21 protein-coding genes are annotated in these 21,821 nt (G+C 52.1%); 13 read left to right on the forward strand and 8 right to left on the reverse strand.

Annotation, left to right across the window (positions count from 1 at the left end; genetic code table 11):
- The first annotated feature begins 24 nt into the window (after positions 1-24).
- Complete coding sequence (locus tag ACTJJS_RS28535; RefSeq protein WP_440666930.1) at positions 25-744, forward strand: SDR family NAD(P)-dependent oxidoreductase; 720 nt, start codon at positions 25-27, stop codon at positions 742-744.
- A gap of 64 nt (positions 745-808) precedes the next feature.
- On the opposite strand, the gene ACTJJS_RS28540 is transcribed toward ACTJJS_RS28535, so the two are convergent.
- Both ACTJJS_RS28540 and ACTJJS_RS28545 read right to left on the reverse strand, forming a co-directional pair.
- On the reverse strand, positions 809-1,423 hold the full coding sequence (locus tag ACTJJS_RS28540; protein ID WP_440666932.1) for an NADPH-dependent F420 reductase: 615 nt from the start codon (positions 1,421-1,423) through the stop codon (positions 809-811).
- 87 nt (positions 1,424-1,510) lie between these two features.
- Positions 1,511-2,095, reverse strand: a complete 585-nt coding sequence (locus ACTJJS_RS28545) for a Crp/Fnr family transcriptional regulator (protein WP_440666934.1) — start codon at positions 2,093-2,095, stop codon at positions 1,511-1,513.
- A 244-nt stretch (positions 2,096-2,339) separates the two neighbouring features.
- Between ACTJJS_RS28545 and ACTJJS_RS28550 the strand changes: the two genes are divergently transcribed.
- From ACTJJS_RS28550 to ACTJJS_RS28560, 3 genes are all read left to right on the forward strand, one after another.
- Positions 2,340-3,062, forward strand: a complete 723-nt coding sequence (locus ACTJJS_RS28550; RefSeq protein ID WP_440667443.1) for an AraC family transcriptional regulator — start codon at positions 2,340-2,342, stop codon at positions 3,060-3,062.
- Between the two features lie 73 nt (positions 3,063-3,135).
- On the forward strand, positions 3,136-3,516 hold the full coding sequence (locus tag ACTJJS_RS28555; RefSeq protein WP_440666936.1) for a VOC family protein: 381 nt from the start codon (positions 3,136-3,138) through the stop codon (positions 3,514-3,516).
- 103 nt (positions 3,517-3,619) lie between these two features.
- Positions 3,620-4,111, forward strand: coding sequence for a hypothetical protein (locus ACTJJS_RS28560; RefSeq protein WP_440666938.1), 492 nt, complete (start codon positions 3,620-3,622; stop codon positions 4,109-4,111).
- Between the two features lie 53 nt (positions 4,112-4,164).
- Here ACTJJS_RS28560 and ACTJJS_RS28565 read toward each other — a convergent pair whose 3' ends face one another.
- Positions 4,165-4,716: a GNAT family N-acetyltransferase gene (locus ACTJJS_RS28565; RefSeq protein WP_440666939.1), complete on the reverse strand. Its 552-nt coding sequence runs from the start codon at positions 4,714-4,716 to the stop codon at positions 4,165-4,167.
- Positions 4,717-4,802: 86 nt separating this feature from the next.
- Between ACTJJS_RS28565 and ACTJJS_RS28570 the strand changes: the two genes are divergently transcribed.
- Positions 4,803-5,951, forward strand: a complete 1,149-nt coding sequence (locus ACTJJS_RS28570) for a tetratricopeptide repeat protein (RefSeq protein WP_440666941.1) — start codon at positions 4,803-4,805, stop codon at positions 5,949-5,951.
- On the opposite strand, the gene ACTJJS_RS28575 is transcribed toward ACTJJS_RS28570, so the two are convergent.
- Together ACTJJS_RS28575 and ACTJJS_RS28580 are read right to left on the reverse strand one after the other, a co-directional pair.
- Positions 5,933-7,129 carry an exo-beta-N-acetylmuramidase NamZ family protein gene (locus tag ACTJJS_RS28575; protein ID WP_343746025.1) on the reverse strand — a complete coding sequence of 399 codons (1,197 nt, stop codon included), beginning with the start codon at positions 7,127-7,129 and terminating at the stop codon, positions 5,933-5,935. The genes ACTJJS_RS28570 and ACTJJS_RS28575 overlap by 19 nt on opposite strands.
- 176 nt (positions 7,130-7,305) lie before the next feature.
- On the reverse strand, positions 7,306-8,310 hold the full coding sequence (locus ACTJJS_RS28580) for a lipase family protein (RefSeq protein ID WP_440666944.1): 1,005 nt from the start codon (positions 8,308-8,310) through the stop codon (positions 7,306-7,308).
- Between the two features lie 188 nt (positions 8,311-8,498).
- Between ACTJJS_RS28580 and ACTJJS_RS28585 the strand changes: the two genes are divergently transcribed.
- The gene (locus ACTJJS_RS28585; protein ID WP_440666946.1) at positions 8,499-9,134 is read left to right on the forward strand and encodes a hypothetical protein; all 636 of its coding nucleotides are present in this window, start codon (positions 8,499-8,501) and stop codon (positions 9,132-9,134) included.
- 17 nt (positions 9,135-9,151) lie between these two features.
- On the opposite strand, the gene pdxR is transcribed toward ACTJJS_RS28585, so the two are convergent.
- Positions 9,152-10,600, reverse strand: a complete 1,449-nt coding sequence (gene pdxR, locus ACTJJS_RS28590) for a MocR-like pyridoxine biosynthesis transcription factor PdxR (protein WP_440666948.1) — start codon at positions 10,598-10,600, stop codon at positions 9,152-9,154.
- 116 nt (positions 10,601-10,716) lie between these two features.
- On the opposite strand from pdxR, the gene ACTJJS_RS28595 reads away from it, so the two are divergent.
- The 7 genes from ACTJJS_RS28595 to ACTJJS_RS28625 all read left to right on the forward strand — a co-directional run bounded on the left by ACTJJS_RS28595 (position 10,717) and on the right by ACTJJS_RS28625 (position 20,405).
- A complete protein-coding gene (locus tag ACTJJS_RS28595; protein ID WP_343746021.1) occupies positions 10,717-11,184 on the forward strand; it encodes a cupin domain-containing protein in 468 nt (155 codons plus the stop codon).
- Positions 11,185-11,215: 31 nt separating this feature from the next.
- Complete coding sequence (locus ACTJJS_RS28600; protein WP_440666950.1) at positions 11,216-12,106, forward strand: dihydrodipicolinate synthase family protein; 891 nt, start codon at positions 11,216-11,218, stop codon at positions 12,104-12,106.
- A gap of 221 nt (positions 12,107-12,327) precedes the next feature.
- Entirely contained in the window at positions 12,328-12,897 is a 570-nt protein-coding gene (locus ACTJJS_RS28605) for an RNA polymerase sigma factor (RefSeq protein ID WP_440666952.1), read from the forward strand.
- Positions 12,898-13,015: 118 nt separating this feature from the next.
- The gene (locus tag ACTJJS_RS28610; protein ID WP_440666954.1) at positions 13,016-14,185 is read left to right on the forward strand and encodes a FecR family protein; all 1,170 of its coding nucleotides are present in this window, start codon (positions 13,016-13,018) and stop codon (positions 14,183-14,185) included.
- Between the two features lie 342 nt (positions 14,186-14,527).
- Positions 14,528-17,866: a TonB-dependent receptor gene (locus tag ACTJJS_RS28615; protein WP_440666956.1), complete on the forward strand. Its 3,339-nt coding sequence runs from the start codon at positions 14,528-14,530 to the stop codon at positions 17,864-17,866.
- An 18-nt stretch (positions 17,867-17,884) separates the two neighbouring features.
- On the forward strand, positions 17,885-19,678 hold the full coding sequence (locus ACTJJS_RS28620) for a RagB/SusD family nutrient uptake outer membrane protein (protein ID WP_440666958.1): 1,794 nt from the start codon (positions 17,885-17,887) through the stop codon (positions 19,676-19,678).
- Positions 19,679-19,697: 19 nt separating this feature from the next.
- Complete coding sequence (locus ACTJJS_RS28625) at positions 19,698-20,405, forward strand: DUF3823 domain-containing protein (protein ID WP_440666959.1); 708 nt, start codon at positions 19,698-19,700, stop codon at positions 20,403-20,405.
- A gap of 163 nt (positions 20,406-20,568) precedes the next feature.
- On the opposite strand, the gene ACTJJS_RS28630 is transcribed toward ACTJJS_RS28625, so the two are convergent.
- Both ACTJJS_RS28630 and ACTJJS_RS28635 read right to left on the reverse strand, forming a co-directional pair.
- Complete coding sequence (locus tag ACTJJS_RS28630; protein WP_440666961.1) at positions 20,569-20,970, reverse strand: hypothetical protein; 402 nt, start codon at positions 20,968-20,970, stop codon at positions 20,569-20,571.
- A gap of 30 nt (positions 20,971-21,000) precedes the next feature.
- Positions 21,001-21,813: a ferritin-like domain-containing protein gene (locus ACTJJS_RS28635; protein ID WP_440666962.1), complete on the reverse strand. Its 813-nt coding sequence runs from the start codon at positions 21,811-21,813 to the stop codon at positions 21,001-21,003.
- Between the last annotated feature and the right edge of the window lie 8 nt (positions 21,814-21,821).

The raw sequence follows: 21,821 nt of genomic DNA on the forward strand, positions 1-21,821 counted from the left end.
AAAATCCTGTCATCTTTATTACATATGAAACAAGTCCTTATACTGGGCGCCAATTCCGATGTGGCAAAGGAAGCGCTCAAAATGTACGTCAGCCGGGGTTATCACGTAGTGGCTGCGTCGCGCAGCACGGCAGCTCTTGCGTCATTTGTGCAGCAGGAACATCTTCCGGGCCACCTGGTAACGGTCCGCTATTTTGATGCGACCGACTTCAGCAGTCACCGTGCCTTCTACGACAGTCTGCCCGCCAAACCCAACATTGTACTGTACGCCGCCGGTTACCTGAAAGACAACACCGTTGCCATGCACGATTGGGAAGGCAGTTTCAATATGATGCAGGTGCATTATTGCGGAGCGGTGTCTATACTGAACATCATCGCTACGGACAATACCAACACAGGCCTGGAAAGGATCGTAGGCCTCTCTTCCCTCTCCGGCGTTCGCGGCAGGAAAAGCAATTTCATCTATGGCAGCACCAAAGCAGCCTTTACACAATACCTCGCAGGGCTAAGGCAACACCTGTTCACCAGGCGTGTAAGCGTTAACGTGATCGTGGCAGGTTATATCCGCAGTAAAATGACGGCAGGACTGTCTTTACCGGAATCATTGATGCTGGAACCGGCTTTCATTGCCGGTTCGGTGGTCAACGCAGGGAAACGCTTTACCATTGTGCCGGGATTTAAATGGAAGATGATCTACCAGGTGTTACGGCTTATGCCGGAAAAACTGGTGGCCAGGCTGCCCTGATCACCGATCGTCTTTTTTAGCTGTCGAAGGGCCGCCTTCTTTTGGCAGACGGCCCGTTTGCCAACTATGCCTGCTCCGGCACCTGCACCAGGTGCAACCCCGCCAGCGGGCCTCCGGGGAAATGCTGCATCACGCCACCCTGCACCAGTCCGCCCAGGTCTACGCCGGCGAAACCGATGCGGTCCACTAACTGGCCCACACGTTCCTTGGCAGCCTGGTCATCTCCGGAAAAAAACACCACCCGCTTTCCTCCCTGTGCGGATTGTGGCGCCTGTACCAATGCAGGCGGCAGGGTATTAAAAATTTTCACCACCGCGGCACCGGGCACTTTGGCGGCTACCAGCTCGCTGGACGTTTTACCGCCAAGGTCGGGAATAATAAATTCAGGAATGATCACCGGATTGAGGGCATCCAGCACTATTTTGCCGGAGAGGTCCGGCAGGCCGGCCGTAGCCGCTTCAAGGAACTGCCATTGCACAGACAACAGGATGATATCAGCAGTGGCCGCAGTAAGCCGGTCGGTGGCCGTTACACCTGGTATACCGGCCGCAAATGCTGCTAACGTCTCTGGTCCGCGGCTGTTACTGATCATCACCTCATAGCCTGCTGCTGCGGCGGCTGTAGCAAAAGCACGGCCAATGCCGCCAGCGCCGATAACGCCTATCTTCATCGTTTTCATAAACATTGATTTAAATGATGCCACAAAATTAGCGGCACAGGCAGGCGGTCACCAATGACAAATGATAAGAAAAAAACATGACAAACATCAAGACTTCCGGCGGGCCAGCGAGGCACGGATACGGCTCAACGTTTCGGGCGTAATGCCCAGATAGGAGGCAATCATATGTTGGGGCACACGTTTTATCAACCCGGGATATAGTTGTGCAAACTGCTGGTAGCGTTCTTCGCCGCTCAGGCTGATAGCGGCTTGTATGCGGTTGGTGGCGGCCATCAGGCTACGGTTCAGTAATGTCTCCGCCATTTTCTTCATCTCCGGCAAGGCCTCCAGTAAATAGTTAAAATCATCCAGGGTAAACATCACCAGGGTGCTGTCCTCCAACGCTTCGATATTGAGCACCGAAGGCTGACCACTGGTAATACTTTGCCGGTCGCCCGCCCACCAGTGCTCCGGAGAAAAACGCATGATACGCTCCACTCCCTTGTCGTCCACAAAGTATGACTTCAGGCAGCCTTCACATACGAACGCATAATGTTTCCATGACTCACCCTGCCGCAACAACAGCTGGCGACGGCGCAACTGCCGTACCATGGCGCGCGACCGTATCGCTGCAATGTCTGCTGCTGTAAACGTTCCCTTGCTATGGAGGTAATCAACAAATACCCCAAACATGTAGTTATATTTTGATTTACGGATTTCGAAATTTTTTGATTTCGAACTTAAAGTGCGAAGATCAACATTTATCTTACATATTAAATCAAATAGCCGGACCTTCGTTTGATAAATTCAAAAATCAAAAGATTTCAAAATCCGTAAATACAATAACCAAATAAAAAAGTATCCAAATAGCCCAGTATACCGGCCGCTGCAACCGGCCATCCACCCGGAGCGTGACAACGCCTCCTACCAGGAGCGCCTGCCATCGCTTCCGCTGGCCCCGTATATCTGTTGTTACTGGCAGCTGGCTTCGCAGCCCTCACTGTTACACCCTTTTGTGTACCGCGTGGTGGCCGACGGCTGCATAGATCTTTTCTTCCATACCCGGCAGCCACAGGACATCTATGTGATGGGCTTCTCCACCACCTATACCGAATTTCCACTGGACATCCCTTTCAACTATATCGGCGTCCGTTTTATGCCGGCAGCGTTCCCCCTGCTTTTTGGCGTGAATGCGGCGGCGCTGACCAACCGTTTTGAACACCTCCGTGACGTGGTACCGGCGTTGGCCGCAGAACTGGCGCAACAGACGGCCGGTCTTGACAATCTGCAAGCGCTGCAACCGGTACTCAACCATTATTTTGAAAAAATACTGGCTGGTCTTTCAGCAGATGCGGACAGCAGGCTGCTTGAGGCCATGGACCTTATTTTACGCACCGGTGGCAATATCCGGCTGGAAACGGAGCTGCATAGCGGCGTTAGCCCGCGGCACCTCCGGCGACTATTTGATTTTTATATCGGGGAATCACCTAAAACTTTCAGTAAGGTGGTACGCTTTCAGCAGCTGTTGCACGCCATACCTACGGCCGACAGCCTGCGGGCAGACAAAATGTTTTATGATGCCGGCTACTACGATCAGGCACATTTTATCAAAGAGTTCAAAACCATGTACGGCCTGTCTCCCACTGTGGCGCTACGCTGAGTTTGTCCGTTTTTTACAATACCGTCCCGGTAAATTCTTTCACCTTTGTGTCATCATCAAAAAGAAGCACATTATGAAAATGAATGCCGGTGTGATCACCAGTAGAATAAAGGAAAGCAAAGACTTCTATACCGGAGTGCTCGGTTTCGGGGTAACGTTTGAAAATGATTTTTATCTGCTGTTGCATACCCCGGGCCATGAAGCCGAAATCAGCTTCCTGCTGCCAGGGCATGCAAGCCAGCAACCGCTTTTCCAGTCTGCCTTTCAGGGCAAGGGCGTGTATTTTACAATAGAAGTGGAAGATGTAAAAAGCAGCTACGCGGCCATACAGGCCAAAGGTGTTCCTATTGAGATAGACCTGCGGCAGGAACCCTGGGGAGATCATCATTTTGCTATTATCGATCCTAATGGCATAGGTATCGATATTGTGCAGTACGCAGCGCCGGACAACTGAATAACGTTCCTGGTCCGTCTGGCAGGATTATGACCCATTGTATTTTGTCGCTTTTTTCCAAAGCCGGAGGCCTTCGCGGCTGTTACCTTTGTATCAAAAGATCATGAAAAAGAGATGGCATATGGCTTTGGGCATCCTGTTGCTGCTTTCCTTTCAGACAAAGGCACAAACCGAAAAACCGACAACCATGGCATTACCTGCACAAACATTAAGCATCACTGTGCTTCGTCCGGCAGACGACGTGTATGCGTTCCTGTCAGCACCCGCCAACTTCGCCTCCTGGGCTGAAGGCTTCGGCTCCCGGCTGAAAGAAACAGATACGCCCGGCACCTGGCGTTTTATAATGGCCAATGGCCAAAACGCTACTGCTAAGTTCACGGCGCCTAATCCGTTCCGCATCGCAGACCACTATGTCTATCCCGGCAACGGTCAGGAGGTATATGTGCCTATGCGCGTGTTAGACAACGGGCCAGACAGTGAAGTGCTGTTCACGCTGTTCAGGCAGCCGGGCATGACCGATCAAATGCTGGCGAATGATAAAGCAGCGGTGCTCAGGGACCTTGGCAACTTAAAAAAGGTGCTCGAACAACGATAACCGGGCATCAATGTCTTCGGCCCGGAGAAACGGGCTTCCCCGGGCCGGAGACATTACAAGTCATATGTCATATAAAAAGCCACTTCTCCCGGGCACCATACCGGGTCATACAGTTTCAGATGAACACCCGAGACGCGGAAACCCTGCTTCTTATAAAAACTTACCGCAGGCACGTTGGTGTTCTGCGTTTCCAGCTCCAGTAAACGCACCTTCAATTGTTTTGCATGCGTTATCAGTGCAGCCATCAGTTGCTCACCTATGCCTTTCCGTCTCTCAGCAGCCGCCACTGTCAGTTGTGCAATATATAACGTGTTGTTCCAGTCCCGCTTCTCCCCGATGATAAACCCTCTTAACCGGCCCTGCTCGTAGGCGCCCAAAGAATGCCCCTGCTCTATGGTTTCATTCAACTCTGCCAGCTCTTCGTCACTGGTATGCCAGGTCTTTTGTTTGGGCGATGCCAGCGTTTCCAGGCGGAAGGCGAAGACCGTGTCCTGCTGGTCCGGCTGTTGTACCGGCATCCAGGCCTGCGTAGAGGTGTAGCCGTTATGGCCCAGCTGTAGTATGTCCATGGCCGTTAGCCCACTGAGCGGTGATATTGTTACCATAAACTGCTTCCGTTTTGCCCGAAATTAACAAAACTATATTTTTAGTTTTAAAACTAAATTCTTAGTTTTATGTAAATACTTTCACTATGCGAAACTTTATCGGAGCCATGGGATTGTTATGTTTGTCGGGTGTCGTCCAGGCACAGGGCATAGACAGGAACAGGGTCATGGAATACCTGCAGGACCAGCAATATGAAGAAGCCGTCACCTATCTGCACCCCAGGGTAAACACACAGGAGCCGAAGGAAATGGCGCTGTTGGGCTATACCTATTATCAGGGAGGGAAACTGACTGACGCCGCAGACACCTATGAAAAGGTGCTGGCGCTGGACAGCACGCTGATACCGGCTTTGCAGTACCTGGCCTCCATCCGTTCGCAGCAGGAACGTTACCCGGACGCAGTAACGATTTACCAGCGCATCGTGCAGCTGAGGCCCGCCAGCGCCGCAGCCTGGAAACAGCTCAGTTTCGCCGCTTTCATCGCGCAACAGCCGGACTCCGGGTTTGTATGGCTGCAACAGGCCTACCAGCTCAATCCGCTGGATGCCCGTGTAGTGTCCCGTACCGCAGAAGAATGGATGGACCGGAAAGTTTACCCCCGCGCGGACTCCATCACCCGCGCATTCCTGGCAAAAGACTCCACGGTGCCTGCCGTGCTGATGACAGCCGCGAAAACAACCTATATGGTAAAAGATTACAAACGTACCATCAGTATCGGGGAACAACTGCAACGGCTAAACGCAGTAGGGCCCAATACCTTCATCTACGTAATGGCCGCCAACTATAACCTAAAGAAATACCAGGCCTGTATTGATATTTATGGGTATCTGCTGGACCGCAACGCAGCCTCGGAAAACATCACCTACTACGCGGCACTGGCTAATACCGCGTTGCGGCAGTACAAGGAAAGCAATGACCTGCTGTTGCGTTGTATAGACATGGCCAAATCATCCAGCCTGGAAGGTTACTATAACAGCATGGCCACCAACTACGAAAGCCTGCGGCAATTCAAACCTGCGCTGGCCAGCCTGGACACATCCTGGTACCTGTCACACAAGCCCCTACGGCAATACAGCATGGGCCGCATATACGAAACCGGGCTGCATAACGACAATACAGCGATGAAATACTACAAACGCTTTATGCAGTTATACAAGCCCGATTCACCCGAGGACGAGGCCGTAATATATCAGTACCTGAAATCCAGGATCAAAAATCAGGGATACAACAAATAACGGAGACGCATCTTTTTATAGTTGCTGAGCCCCGGCTCCCAGCTGCGGCGGATGTCCGCTTCGCTTTTACCATCGATGATCTGCTGACGGAAAGCAGTGGTGCCGGCCAGCTTATCGATGCTGCCCATCTGTTTACTGTAAGACTGGTCAAAGAACCTGGCCTTATCAGGATAAGCTTTATACAGCTCAATCATCCAGCTGAGATTGATCCTGCCCGCCTTACGCAAAGGCGCGGTATCAAACTTGCGCAGGTCCAGCCCATAGCAGGCCTGCCCCATATGCAAAGGCGATTCAGACTTACCGGGAATGCTTTCCGGCGTAAAGGAAAATTCATATTGCCCTTTCAGCGCCGGGCTTCCCAGTACAGTAAAAGGCATATAAGTGCCTCTGCCCTGGCTGATAATCGTTCCTTCAAACAAACAAAGGGACGGATACAACAAGATCGATTGTTGTGTGTTCAGGTTGGGAGAAGGACTTACAGGCAACGTATAGTCCATACCGTGCCTGTAATTTTTTAGCCGGATGATCTTCAGTTTGCAGCGCTGTTTATCTTTCAGCCATCCCTCACCATTCACCATCTGCGCAAATTCACCCACCGTCAGCCCGTGCGTAATGGGAATAGGAAACTGGCCGATACCGGACTTCAGCTTCATATCCAAAACAGGGCCGTCCACATAATCGTTGGGATTGGGACGGTCCAGTATGATCAGCTCCTTCCCCGCTGCTGCACAGGCATCCATGATATCACGCAACGTATTGATGTTGGTGTAAAACCGGCAACCTACGTCCTGTATATCGAAGATCATTACATCGATAGCCGCCATGTCCTGCGGCGGTGGCATCTTGCGGGCGCCATACAGGGAAATGACCGGGATACCGGTAGCGGAATCAACTTCATCGGCCACATGGGCGCCATTGCTGGCATTGCCCCGGAAGCCATGCTCCGGGCCAAAAATACGGGTGATCTTCACCCCCAGCCTCAACAGGCTGTCTACCAGCAAATGCCCTCCAATAACGGCTGTAGGATTCACTACCATCCCAACCCTTTTGCCTTTCAGGTAAGGCACATACAGGCTGGTTTGTTCTGCGCCGGTAACAACCGGCTTTGCAGGCGTGGCGCCAACTGCCACCCCACCCGCCAATAACAACAAAAAGAATACGCGGAATACAAATTGCATAGTTAATTACGAATTACGAATTACAAATTACGAATTAGAGGCCACTTTTTGGAGCGGTTACTTATTGACCCGTCCATAAGACAGCCCTCCATTCGTAATTCGTAATTCGTAATTCGTAATTCGTAATTCGTAATTCGTAATTCGTAATTCGTAATTTGTAATTTGTAATTCGTAATTTATATCATGCTACTGCGCGCCAGCAATGCAGCATCCACCTCAACGCCCAGATAGCCGGCGTATTTCGCCAGCGCATGTTGTGCGCCCAACTGGTTAAAATAATCAGTCAGCGTGTTATGCAGGTTCCGGGTGTCTAAATAAGTGTTGAACAGTACATAATGCAGCGCCTGCTGCATATAGCCCAGGCTGTACAACAGCCCGGTCAGCAGCAGATAACCATCGCGCAGGCTCATCTGGTAACCATCGTAGATAATCATGATATCTTCCGATGAAGGAGACGGAACATACAACAAGGAAGCCATGATCATGGTAGACACGACGGGAAATTTGGGGATCACATCGTTCACATTTTCGTAGTGCCAGGCATTGGGCACTTTATTGTCAAGGTCTGTGGCAAAGGCCATATCCCCTGCTGCCGGCGCAGCAAAGGTGAACAGGTAAGTGCCGTCATAACGAATACCTTCGCGCTGAAGGGCTGTCACAAAATAAGAGGTATACACATTGGCAATGTTACCTCCCAGGCTATGCCCGGTGATGATCAGCCTTTTGTTCTGCGATACGACCCGCGTCTTCAAAAAATTGTAGATACCGGAAGAACCGGAGCGGAGCCTGTCTTTCATGCTGGCCACATTGTTAAACGCCCTGTTGGCGCCGGCACTGATGCTGGCCATACCATAAGTCGTATAATGCCAGGTGGCCAGGGAGATCACGTCCAGATCTTCCAGTATCCAGTTGGCAAAAGCATCCCAGTTTTTAAAAATACCGGAGGGTGGCAGCGAGCCTCTGAAAGCCAGTCCATATAACTCTCCGGTAGGATCTGCGGCAATAAAACCGAAATTACCGTCCACGGTTTCATAACCCTCCCAGAGCAGGTTCCAACCAGGCAGATGTTTGTCCAGATCGGCTTTGACATGTGTACTGTAGGCGATAGCGGATAATAACACCGCGGTTTTGACATGTGCAGGCACAATGCCCAACGCTGAAATAGTTTCTTGTAATTCCATACGGTTTCGGGGTTTGAGGTAAACAATTGCGGAGAGCAAATAACAGATGGGGCGTTGCGGGGAGTCTCATGGCCATCTCCGTTTCTCTAATGTACGGATTTTTAAAGTACGGTTCTTTGATTTGGCACCGGGCATGCGGGTTTCCTTTAAAAAAATCGTAAATTAAAAAATCTGTAATAGATAAATATATGAAATGGACACTTCTTCCTTTGTTTTGGCTGTTGAGTAACAGTGCCCATGGTCAACCGCGGCCAACCGACTACCGCATTAGCTTTCAGCAGGACTCCGCCCTGCGCAAATGGACCGGCAGTATCCCCGGCTTCACGCCGGATGCGTTTATATATGAAGCCACCAGTGATTTCGATCAGTTTTCACCAGATACGCTCTCCGGCAAAGACGCTGCCACGTACTTCAACACCTATGGCGGGTTGCTCAATTTCTCTCCTGATAAAAAACAATGGCTCGACTTCTACAGCTACCAGGTTGCACTGGAAAAAGCTCCCGGAGGCCGTTACCACGCTTATATTGAAGCAGACCAGGCGCTGCTGCTTGGCAACGCGGCTGCCCATACACACCGGCGCATCGCTTTTATGGGCGCTTCCTCCTGGATAGAAGAAGCATTGTGGATCAACAACCATACATTTGTGGCAGTGGGGGTGACCAACGTCACCAAAGGACTGCAACCGTTTATTTATATTGGGGATACACGTGTCAGGCAACTATATCGCTACCACCCGTCAAACGACCGCTATAATCGAAACCCTGACCATAAGTATGTGTCCTGGCAATGGGCTAAAATGGCATCCCGGATTATTGAAGAATAGAACGCAGCAGACACCCGCTATTTTATAACGGCAGCGAGTGTACGAACTCCCTCTTCCAGCTCTGCAGGCGTCAGCGAAGCATACCCCAACCGAAGCGCGTTCAGGGGTTGTCCGTCAAAACAGAACAACTCTGTAGGCATCACGGAAACGCCTTTCTTCAACAGGCGTGCTGCCAGTTGCCCGGTATCTGTCGGTTTAACAAACCTCACCCAGAACGCCAGCCCGCCCTCCGGTTTTTGAAACACGACCTGTTTATCAAGGTACTGATGTAACAGCTGGTCCATTTTCTCTCTTCTTTCTTTGTAGATATTAAATGCCCTCCGGGCATGACGGTTAATGGCGCCGTCTTCCATCAGTCCGGCTACCGCCAGTTCCATGATGGGATCACCCTGGCGGTCTATCAGTCTTCTCAGTTGCGCCAGCGCCGCCACAAAAGCAGGCGGGCCGGTCACATAGCCAATGCGCACCGCAGGGGCCACCAGTTTACTCAGCGAACTGATATAGATCACATTGCCGGCGCCTTCATGGCTGGCCAATGGCAGCAGGCTTTTAGCACTGAAATGGAATTCATGGTCATAGTCATCTTCAATAATGGCAAAGCCATACCGGTTAGACAGTTCCAGCAGTTTAAGCCGTCGTTCCACTTTCATGCTCACCGCCGTGGGAAATTGGTGGTGTGGTGTTACATACACCGCTTTCAGCGTGGTGGTGCGGCATACCTGCTCCAGTATGTCCGTCACCAGCCCTTTTTCATCTACCGGGATGTGGACCATATGGGCGCCTGCGTTCACGAAGGTCTGCCTGGCAGGCAGGTAGCCCGGTGACTCTATGGCCACCACGTCTCCCGGCTGCAGGAGTGTTTGTGCAATAAGATACAACGCCATCTGGCTGCCGCGGGTGATACAGATCTGCTGCGGGTCGGTGTTCATGCCCCTTTTAAAAGACAGCATGGCCGCTACGGCGGCACGCAGCCGCTCATCGCCTTGTTCATGGCCATAGCCCAGCATGCGCCAGCGTGCTTTCTGCTGGAAGATGCGCTTGTAGGCTTTGGCCAGTTCATCAAGCGGTGCCAGGCGCACATCGGGCCAGCCGTCATTGAAGACGATCAGGTTGGCCGCTACTTCCTGCGGCACCGGCGCCAGTCGCTCATGACGATTAAAAGTGAAGCTGGCCCCTTTTTTTGTCCCCTGCGCTTTCCTGTCGGGCAGCTCCGCTGAAACGAAAGTGCCGCTTTTGTCGGCTGTCTCCAACCAGCCTTCTGCTGTTAGTTCTTCATACGCCAGCACCACTGTCTTCCTGTTAACCCCCAGATCGGCCGCCAGGATGCGTGTGCCGGGCAGTGGCGTCCCCGGTTTCAGCCGCCCTTTTTTTATCTCTGTTACAATACCGTCCGCAATCTGGCGGTATACAGACAAATGCGGATCGTCAAAATCAAGGGTAAGTATCGTTTTCCAAGGCCTGAGCATCTGGACCATCTATTTTAGTTAAAACTGGATTATCATGATCATCCAAAAATAGACAAATTTTGTGGCATCGAAATCAGCTGATGAATTTATTCTCTCACACTTAAATCAATGTTAATATGGAAAAGGTAAAACAACCGGCAACATTTTCTTCCAACGATTTTCACCGCACCTATGCACGCCCGCAGTATGTGAAACCTGCAAAGCTGCTGCATAAGAACGTAGAGCAGGCAGGCGAACATGACCAGTTTTCTGCAGAGCGAAAACACCCGGTGTTCTTCGTGGACCTGCCTACCCGCAATGTAAGCATGACCATCGGCGGACTGCTGCCGGGGCAGCTGACCAACCGTCATCGCCACACCTACGAGACGGTGCTGTATGTACTGGAAGGCAAAGGATACACAGAAGTGGAAGATGAAAGGGTGGAATGGCAGGCCGGCGATGCGGTATATATTCCCAGCTGGGCATGGCATCGTCATCAGAACCTGAGCGATAAGGAACCTGCCCGTTACATCGCCTGTGAAAACGCGCCACAGCTGCAAAACCTCGGTGTGGCACTCCGGGAAGAAGAAGGCAGAGACCTCTGAATCAATTACGAATCACGAATTACAAGTTACGATGACCAAGCATACCTTCAGCGGGATCATAGCGTATCCCATCACACCATTTGACAAACAGGAAAGAGTAGATATCCCGTTGTTTAAAAAACTGCTGGAACGCCTTGTCCAGTCAGGCTCCCACGGCATAGCGCCTTTAGGCAGCACCGGGGTAATGCCTTATCTCACCGACGACGAAAAGGAAGCCGTCACCGAAGCCGCGCTGCAACAGGTAAAAGGACGTGTGCCCGTTATCGTAGGCGTGTCCAACCTGACGACGGAACGGACCATCTACCATGCGCAGTTTGCCGAAAAAGCGGGCGCCGATGCCGTCATGATCATCCCGATGAGCTACTGGAAACTGACAGACGACGAGGTTTTCCGTCACTATGAAAAAGTGGCGTCCAGTATATCCGTTCCCGTTATGGCATACAACAACCCGGCAACAAGTGGCATCGATATGTCGCCCGCACTGCTGAAGCGGCTGTTGAAAATACCTAACGTGACCATGATCAAGGAAAGCACCGGCGATGTGCAGCGCATGCACTACCTGCGCCGTGAGCTGGGCGAAGACGTTGCCTTTTACAATGGCTCCAATCCCCTCGCCCTGGCGGCTTTCGGGGCCGGCGCCACCGGATGGTGCACCGCCGCGCCCAACCTCATCCCTGATCTGAACCACCAGCTGTATGAAGCAGTGCAGGCTAACGACGCTGCCCGGGCAAGGACCGTGTTCTATCAACAGTTCGACCTGCTGCGTTTCATCGTGGCCAAAGGACTGCCTAAAGCGGTCCAGGCCGGACTGAAGATACAAGGGATTGACGCCGGCCATCTCAGAAGCCCGCTCTGTGAACTGGATGCGCAGGAATATGCGGAACTGGAGAAGATCCTTCCAGCGGTGGAAGCGTTGGACTAACATTGGGCAGCCCCTGCGGAGGATGTGTAATATAAAATAACTACAGTCCACAACGCTAAGCATCATCATGGCTGTAAGATTAATAGGATTGCATGTAAGAACTGCCCCGGGCCTCTGCCCGGGGCTTCAGTGCTGGCAACACGCGCGCAGGCAAACGATAAAATACCATGCGTATTTGGTTATTTCCTGAATTTTATTTTCCTTGGCAGCCGTAAGACGATATGCAGGAACTGGAAGACATACAACTGTTGCACCAACTCCGGGAAGGAGATGAACATGCTTTCACCACGATCTACAAGCGTTACTGGAAACTGCTGTTTAGCGTAGCCGCCAATAAGCTGGATAATCTGGAAGAAGCGGAAGAACTGGTGCAGGATATTTTTTCAGACCTGTGGGACCGTCGGGAGACGCTTGCGCTGACAGGCGCGCTGCCAGCTTATCTGGCCGTAGCCACCAAATACCGTGTCATCAATCTTCAGGCACGGAAAAAAAGGGCAAAGGCTTATTCTTCCTATGCGCGGGAAAACACATCACCCGAAGACCATTCTACTGAACAATGGCTTCGTTTTGAAGACCTCAAAGGCCTGCTTTCCGGTCTGGTGGCGGCTTTACCCGAACGTTGCCGGCTCACGTACCAGTTGAGCCGCGAAATGGGCCTCTCCCACAAGGAAATCGCTCAACGGATGAATATCTCTGAAAAGGCCGTGGAGCATAATCTCGCCCGGGCCGTAAAAACGTTGAAGTCCGGTTTAAAACACCTCTCCGCATTATTTTTCACGGTATTGCCCTGATACAATTTTCCCATTTATTAATTTTTATTATTGAAAGACCGATAATTTTTAATTTTTTTTTAGAAATATATGGGGATTGGTCCTTTTCGATTGACTTAATACAAAAGACCTCTTTTGTATGAGCCAGGAAAAAGGACATAGCCGGTATGAAGAACTGGCGGAAAAATGGCTGAAAGGCACCATCACACCGGAAGAAGCGGAGGAATATGCAGCATGGTACAACGCCGGCCAGGATGCACCGGTGGATATACCGGCATCTTTCGCCGCTAATGAGGCTGAACACGAAGAAAGAATATGGCGTAAAATAACTGCCCGGACAGGCTTCCGGGACCATACGGCAACGGCTGCACCTTTGCACCGGCGCCGCTGGTGGGTGGCCGCCGCGGTAACAGCCGCCATTGTTACCGCCGGCTACTGCTGGCACCATTGGCAAACAAAAGCGCCACGGCCGCAACAACTGGCTACCGTCAGGCCCGACGCCCTGCCAGGATCGGACAAGGCGGTGCTCACGCTGGGCAACGGCCGGCAAATTATCCTCGACAGCGCCGGCAACGGAGCCCTGGCGCAACAAGGCGGCGTACACATCGTAAAAAAAGCCGACGGCTCCATCCTCTATGTGGATGATCATTCCGGCACGGTAACGGATACACTGTATAACACCATGACCGTCCCCAAAGGCGGCCAATATAAACTCACCCTCCCGGACGGCTCACGGGTATGGTTAAACGCTGCCAGCTCCCTGAAATACCCTGTGGCCTTCAGTCGCCAGGAACGTGCCGTGGAACTGGACGGCGAGGGTTATTTCGAAGTGTCAGCCACCGCAGCCAGCCCCTTCCGCGTGAAAGTACGCAATACACAAATCGCCGTGCTGGGCACCAGCTTCAACGTAATGGCCTATCCCGATGAAACCGGCATTCAAACGACCCTACTGACCGGCGCCGTGAAAGTAAAACAAGGAAACAATGAAAAAATAATCTCCCCCGGACAACAGGCCGTCGTGAACAATGAAAACGGCCACATCTCCGTCGGGGAAACAGAAACAGCCCTCGCCACCGCCTGGAAAGACGGCCAGTTCCGCTTTTCCGGCAACAACATACCCATGGTGCTACGCCAGATCAGCCGCTGGTACAACATCGATATCGTTTACCAGGGCAGCATCCCGCAAGGCCATATAACGGGCAAGGTACCACGAAACATGAAACTGTCCGGCGTTATCCGCATACTGGAGCTCAGCGGCGTACGTTGCAGACAGGAAACAGGCAGGCTCCTCATATTTCCCTCATCCTGAATTCCGCCAACATTTTATTCACCTTTAAAAACTACGGTATGACCAGTCATTATTAACCAAAATCATCAACGTTATGAAAAACGCGCTGTAAGCCGCGCTACACGGTATCCCATAAAAAAACCAGGTGCGCTTGGACCCGCCCCTGGCTATATGTCCGGGTTACCGTAAAACAACATCCGACTAAGATTATTGATCTCTAAACCCAAACACTGCAAATCTATGCAATTGGATTGTTATGTTAAAACCGTGCCCGTAACACGGTTTTTGTTCACCAGTCGCCACAGTAGGCGACAGGCAACAACGCCCCAGGGCCGTTGCCTCCGTAATAAAGTCATCAGGGTTATGAAGCTGACCGCTATACTGCTCACACTATTCTGCATCCAGGTATCTGCCGGTGTATCTGCACAAGAGATCACCGTGTCGGTAAAAAACAAACCGCTCGAAAGCATCTTCGCGCTCATAGAGCAACAAAGCCGCTACACCTTCGTGTACCGCGATGAATGGCTGACCGGCACCAAACCTGTCAACCTCCACATCTCCCGCGGCAGCATCGACCAGGTCATGAAAGCGGCGCTCCATCAACAGCCGCTCTCCTATGAGATCATTGACAACACCGTGATCGTGACCCGTAAAGCCGCTGCCGGCAATATCGCCCCCGCCGCGGTAGTGGCCACTATCAGCGGCCGCATAACAGATGAAAAAGGAAACCCGCTGGCCTATGTCAGCATCGGCATCAAAGGCACACAAAAAGGCACCCACTCAGATGAAAACGGTACCTTTAAACTGGAAGCCCGGGAAACAGATGTGCTGGTGTTTTCCCTCGTGGGCTACACGCCCCGCGAAATACCCGCCGGTAATCAGGCTACCTTGCAGGTAACGCTGACGCAAGCCATCAGCGACCTCAATCAGGTGGTGGTGGTGGGTTACGGCACACAGAAAAAAGTTAATATCACCGGCGCCGTAGCTGCTGTAAAAGGACAGGAAATCGCCAAATCACCGGTAGCCAACATCAGCAATGCACTGGCTGGCAGGCTACCGGGCATCCGCGCCGTGCAGAACAGCGGCGAACCCGGTAAAGACGGTTCCCGCATCGACATCAGAGGCTTCGGCGACGCCCTCGTGATCGTGGACGGCGTGCCTTCCACCTTCGATCAGCTCGACCCCTCAGAGATAGAAAGCATCTCCATCCTCAAAGACGCCGCCGCCGCGGTATACGGCATCAAAGCAGCCAACGGCGTAGTGCTGGTCACCACCAAAAGAGGAAACCTGTCCAGGCCAAAAATCACCTACAACACCTACTTCGGCCTGCAAAGCAATGCCCGCTACCCCCGCTATGTGAACGCGGCTGAATTCGCAGAACTGACAGATGAATCGCAGCTCAACCAGGGCCTCTCTCCGGTATATGGCGCCGACAAAGTCCAGAAATACCGCGAAGGACAGCCCGGCTACGAAAGCACCGACTGGTATAAAGCCGCCATCCGCCAAAACACTCCGCAGCAATATCATAACATCAATGTAAACGGCGGCACCGAATCCACCCGCTACTTCTTCTCCCTCGGATACCTCAACCAGCAAGGCATGTGGAAGAGCGGCGACACCCGCTTCAACCGCTACAACTTCCGCAGCAACATCAGCACTAAAATCAACAAAAGACTGACCGCAGAACTCAACCTCGGCGGCCGGCTCGAAAACCGCCACTACCCTGCAGCAGAAGCGGTAACGCTGATGGACCAGGTGCAGCGCGCCTATCCCACCTACCCGCTGTACGCCAATAACAACCCGGATTATTATGCCGTGACCAACTTCAGCCACAACGTGCTGGCTTCCATGAACAGTGACTATTCAGGTTATTCCGCCCAGCAATACAAATACCTCAGCGGCATCGCTTCCCTTACCTACGACATCCCGTTTGTAGATGGACTGAGCGCCAAAGCGCTCTACTCCTATCAGTCCGGCACGGCCAACAACAAAAAATGGGTAAAACAATTTAACCTCTATAACTATAACGCCGCTACGAATAAATACGACGTTGGCTATATTGGCAACTCCCCCACCAACCTCAAACAGGACCAGCAACAGGAAGAGAACAGCCTCGCTCAGCTGTCGCTCAGCTACGTCAGAACTTTTGCCCGTGACCACCACGTGAAAGGTTTACTGTTGTTTGAACAACGACAGACCATCGGCAGCCAGTTCGAGGCTTACCGCGAGTTTATGCTTGATGCGCTGGACCAGCTTTTTGCCGGCGCCAACACCAACAAAAACAATAACGGCAAAGCCAGCGAAGCCGCCTATATGGGCTACGTAGGCAGGGTGAACTATGATTACAAAGACCGCTACCTGCTGGAGCTGGGCTTCCGTTACGACGGGTCTTACAAACTGGCGCCGGACCACAGGTGGGGCTTCTTCCCTACCGTGTCTGCCGGCTGGAGAATGAGTGATGAGGCCTTCTTCCAAAACATGGCCCGTGTGGTCAATAACCTTAAAATCAGAGGTTCCTGGGGCCAGATGGGCGACGACGGCTCCGCCAATCCGTTCCAGTACCTCACCGGTTACCGCTACCCGGAAGGCGGCTACATCTTCGGGAAAAATATCGTAGGCGGATTAACACCATCAGGCCTTCCTAACCCGCTCATCACCTGGTTCAACGCCACCACCGCCAACATCGGGTTTGAAGCCGGTTTCCTGCAGAATATGTTCACCGTGGAGCTGGACTTCTTCTCCCGTAAGCGTACCGGCCTTTTCGCACAAAGAGTGCTTTCCCTGCCCGGCACCTATGGCGCAGGCCTGCCGGCCGAAAACCTCAACAGTGACCGCACACAGGGCTTCGAGCTGGCACTGGGCTACAACAAAAAAATCGGCAACGTGGTACTCAACGTATCTCCCAATATCACCTGGACGCGTACACGTAATTTGTACCAGGAACGCGCCAGCTCCACCAACGCCTTCGCCAACTGGAAAGACAACTACAACAATAGATGGAGCAACATGATCTGGGGATATAAAGCCGCCGGCCAGTTTAAAGACCAGGAAGAAATTGCCGGTTGGGCCATACAGGACCGTAAAGGCAATACCACCCTTAAGCCCGGCGATATCAAATATGAAGATCTCAACGGCGACGGTATCATTGACAGCAACGACCGCACCGTTATCGGTCGCGGCAACACACCGGAACTGTTCTATGGCCTGAACCTCGCCGCCACCTGGAAAGGCTTCAGCCTCTCCATGCTGTTCCAGGGCGCCGCCAATTACAATATCCTGATAGACGGCGCTATGAGAGACCCGTTCAGCAACGGCGCCAACGCGTTCGCCTATTTCACCGACCGCTGGCACCGCAGCGATCCATACAATCCGCAGAGCGAATGGGTGCCGGGCAAATACCCTTCCACGGTGGCCAATGGACAGGACAACAACAAAGGGGTATCTTCCTTCTGGCTGAAAGATGCGTCCTACCTGCGTCTGAAGACAATAGAACTGGGCTATTCCCTGCCTAAGCCCATGCTGTCAGCAGCAGGAATTGAACAGGTACGGTTTTACTTCTCCGCACAGAACCTCCTCACGTTCTCCAACCTGAAATTCATTGACCCGGAAATGCCGACCAACGACGATACCAATGCCGCCGGTAACGGTAAGTACTATCCGCAGCAACGGGTACTCACACTGGGCATGAACCTGCAATTCTGATCTTCTTAATTATTTGTCATGAGAAAACTACATAAACATATATCCTTTGCACTGATGCTGACCTTGTCGGCCTCCTGCAACAAAGACTTCCTGGAAAGGAAAGCACAGGACATCATCTCCGATGATGCCGCCTATGGCTCTGTGTCTGGCATACAGGCGCTTACCGCCAACCTCTATAATAATATGCAGACCGAAGCCTTTGACTATTGGGTGGAAGGAAACCAGGCGGCTTTCCCCAGCCAGGCCAGCGATGAAGCCGTACGATCCTACAGCTGGGGCGCTACGCTCGATCCCATCCTCGGCGATGAAATGTTTGGCTGGTGGCGATATGACGTGGTAAGAAACGTGAACGACTTTATCGAAAAAATCCCTGACGCCAAAAATATATCTGAAGAACAGAAGACCCGCTTTCTCGCTGAAGCCCGCTTTGTCAGGGCATTCTATTACTTCTCCCTGGTAAAACGGTACGGCGGCGTCCCGCTGATAACGAAAGTACAGCGCTACAACGGTAATATCGAAGACCTGAAAGTGCCGCGTAATAAAGAACAGGAAGTATATGATTTCATTGCCTCCGAGCTGGACGCCATCATGGGCCAGCTGCCGGAATCCTACAATGCCGATGAACGCTACCGTGCCACACGTTATGCCGCCCTCGCCTTAAAATGCCGCGCGATGCTCTATGCCGCCTCCATAGCGAAATACGGCGCGGTGCAACTCGGCGGCGCGGTTGGCATCGCTGCTAACGCTGACGGCTATTGGCAGAAAGCCTACGATGCGGCACAACAAATCATCAACTCCGGAAAGTTTCAGCTGTTCAACGGCTACAGCGATAAAACGGCCAACTTCCAGCAGCTGTTCCTGACCGGCGCCGATCTCGACAAAAACAAGGAAGTCATCTTTGTAAAGACATATCAGTCGCCCGATCTGGCCCACGGCTTCGACTTCTACAACGCGCCGCAGAGCTTTAAAATCGACTATGGCTGCGCCACCAATCCCACCCTGGAACTGGTCGAAAGTTTTGAGTATGCCGACGGTACCCCGGGCAAACTGAAAATCAATGACGCTGCCGGCAATCCCATTCTTTATAAAAACACCGCCGACCTGTTTAAAGACAAAGACCCGCGCTTCCTCGCCAGCATCCTCTACCCCGGCGCTCCCTGGCAGGGCGGTACCGTCGAATTAAGAAGAGGCGTGATAGACAATGGCGTACAGTTTACCTCCGCTAACCTGACAGACACCTACGGCAGCGGCGCAAACAGCATCCCGCGCGTGGGCAGGGACGGCCCGCTGCTTAGTGGCGATCCCACCAAAACAGGCTTCTATGTTAAAAAATTCATGGACCCGGTGAACAGGCTGGCAGATGGCCGCTCCACCACGCCCTGGATAGTGTTCCGCTATGGTGAAGTACTGCTGAACTACGCAGAAGCGGCCATAGAACTGGGTAAAACCGCCGATGCACTGAATGCCGTGAACCAGCTACGTGAACGCGCCGGCATTAAACTCCTTGGCAGCATCACCCGTGACCAGGTAAGACATGAAAGGCAGGTAGAACTGGCCTTCGAAAACCACAGATGGTGGGATATCTGCCGCTGGCGCACCGCCACCGATCTGCTGAACAACACGCAGTTCCACGCATTATACCCATGGCTCATGTGGGAAAACGGCAAGTCACCTGCCGACATGCAATACAGCTTCCAGATCGTGCCGGCGCCTAAAAATACCCGCACGTTCCTCTCCCGGATGTACTACCAGCGCATCCCTACCGGTGAGATCGATAAAAACAGCAACCTCGTGCAAAACCCGGGTTTCTAACTAAAACAACAGACAACACATGAAACAACATATCATCAACAGCTGTATGGCGCTCCTGCTGGGCAGCGCCGTACTGACCAGCTGCAAAAAAGACAACTATCCCGCTCCTGATGCCAGTATACAGGGGCGGCTGACCGACATCAAAACCAATGAAGCCGTGCCCGTACAGGCCTTCAATGGTGCCGTGCTCCGTTACTATCAGGTAGGGTACAGCAGCAGCAATCCTAATCCCATCAACACAGCGGTGCATCCCGACGGCTCCTATAACAACAACCTGCTCTTCACCGGCAGGTACCGCATCGTGGCGGAAGGACCGTTCTACTACAAAGACACCGTAGTAGTGGATATTGCCGCCAATACACAAAAAGACATTCCCGTGACGCCTTTCCTGAAAGTGACGGCTGCCATCAGCAACGTCACCAACAACAGTGTAACGGTGAAGTACAGTGTAAAACACAACGACAACACACAGAAGATATCCAGGCTGGCTGCTATTATCGGCTCCACCGAAGGAATCGATGTAAACAGTTATACGTTGAATGACATACAGGATGTACAGAACGTACCAGACGAAACAGTAGAAGCTACTGTCTACGAAAAAACATTCACCGGCCTCAAAACCGGCACGGTGTACTATATCCGGGCTGCGGCCCGCATCGGCGGAGCAGACAACCCCGCCGGATACTTTAATTATACGCCCGTTATCAAAATAACGACGTCAAAATAATTTTCACCCCAATCCGCTAAAGGCAGGCCGGCAGTAACTCACGTCATCCACGGTACCCCGGCTGTCTTTATATCATAATGAAGGGCTAACCAAAAGCACAACTGTCTTTTGGTATAGCCCTTTTCTACGGATTGCTCTAAAGAGACAATGTGGCACCGTTCCCTTAAACATTCACCCACAGCGTCCAATTGCTGTCGAATTTATACCATTTGCCATCAGAGCCTTCCCATTTCCATTCCGGCACTTCTGACCACGATTTTCCGTCAGTGCTCCACACCAGCTTATGCTCGTGAATCTTCAGCCATTTACCGTCTTTGTCGGTCCAGGCGCCGTCTTTGGCGGCCAACCATTTTTTGCCGTCTTCACTCCACCAGAGACCTCCTTTTTTGTCCAGCTTGTACCAGATCGTCTTGCTGTCTTTCATTGCAGGCCATGTGGCTGTCGTGGATTTGGTCCAATCCCTTACAACCATGTAATCGTAATGATTGTGCGCAGGAGCTGCTGTGACAGAGAGCTGCATGGCCACCGGCAGACATATGGCCAGCAGCATAATTGTTTTTTTCATGATTGATTATATTAAGATGAAAAATGTTGTTTACACGATAAATGGTTTTACGATAGCCAACACCTGATCGGCGGTAAGCGGCTCATCAAAACTTTCGCTGGCAGCATTGATACTGGCGAATTTGGTAATGTCCACGCCGGCCTGAGTGGTGAGCTCTTCTCCATTATAGCTGGCCTGCACCGCAGCGCCTATTCCACCGGTATCCTTGCCGGTAATCCAGGGTTTCAGGCTGGCGCCCCGTGCCTTCCGCATCTGCCGGATATGAGAGGCGTGCCTTGCTTCCACGGCGTGTATCTGAAGTGCTGCCGTGAGCACGGCATGATTACTGATCAGCTCTGCCGCTCTTCCTTTGTAGGCCCTTACGCCTGTGTCCTCAAATGTTTGTGCCACCGCCAGAAAAGTATCATAATTGGTGAATACGTCCGCAAATGCTCCGCCTGCGGTAAAATCGAATGTAGGTTTGGATACAGGAGTAGTGCCTATTGCATTGAGTGTACTCTTCAAGAACGCAACATGCGCATTTTCGTGGTCCCGTATGGTGTTAATAGCGCCTACCGCAGGGGTACCTGCCGGCACCACACCGGACGCGGCCCCTTTTGTATAAAACTCAGCCTCCAGGTATTCGAGTGTGAGCGCATAGTTGAGCACCGCCGCGACACCGCTTCCTGCAGACTGGCCATATGCTTTTTTGAATAAGCCGCCCAATGCAAAAGGCAAAGCCGTCAAGGCAATCCGGCCGCCCCAACGCGCAAGATGCTGCATCGTTCCCCTGCGGCTGTCAAGACGATCATATACTTCCGGGTCGATCTTTTCTATTTCGGTGATAATATTTTGAATGTTCATGTTTTGAT

The sequence above is a fragment of the Chitinophaga sp. 22308 genome, from assembly GCF_052045305.1.
Taxonomy (GTDB): domain Bacteria; phylum Bacteroidota; class Bacteroidia; order Chitinophagales; family Chitinophagaceae; genus Chitinophaga; species Chitinophaga varians_A.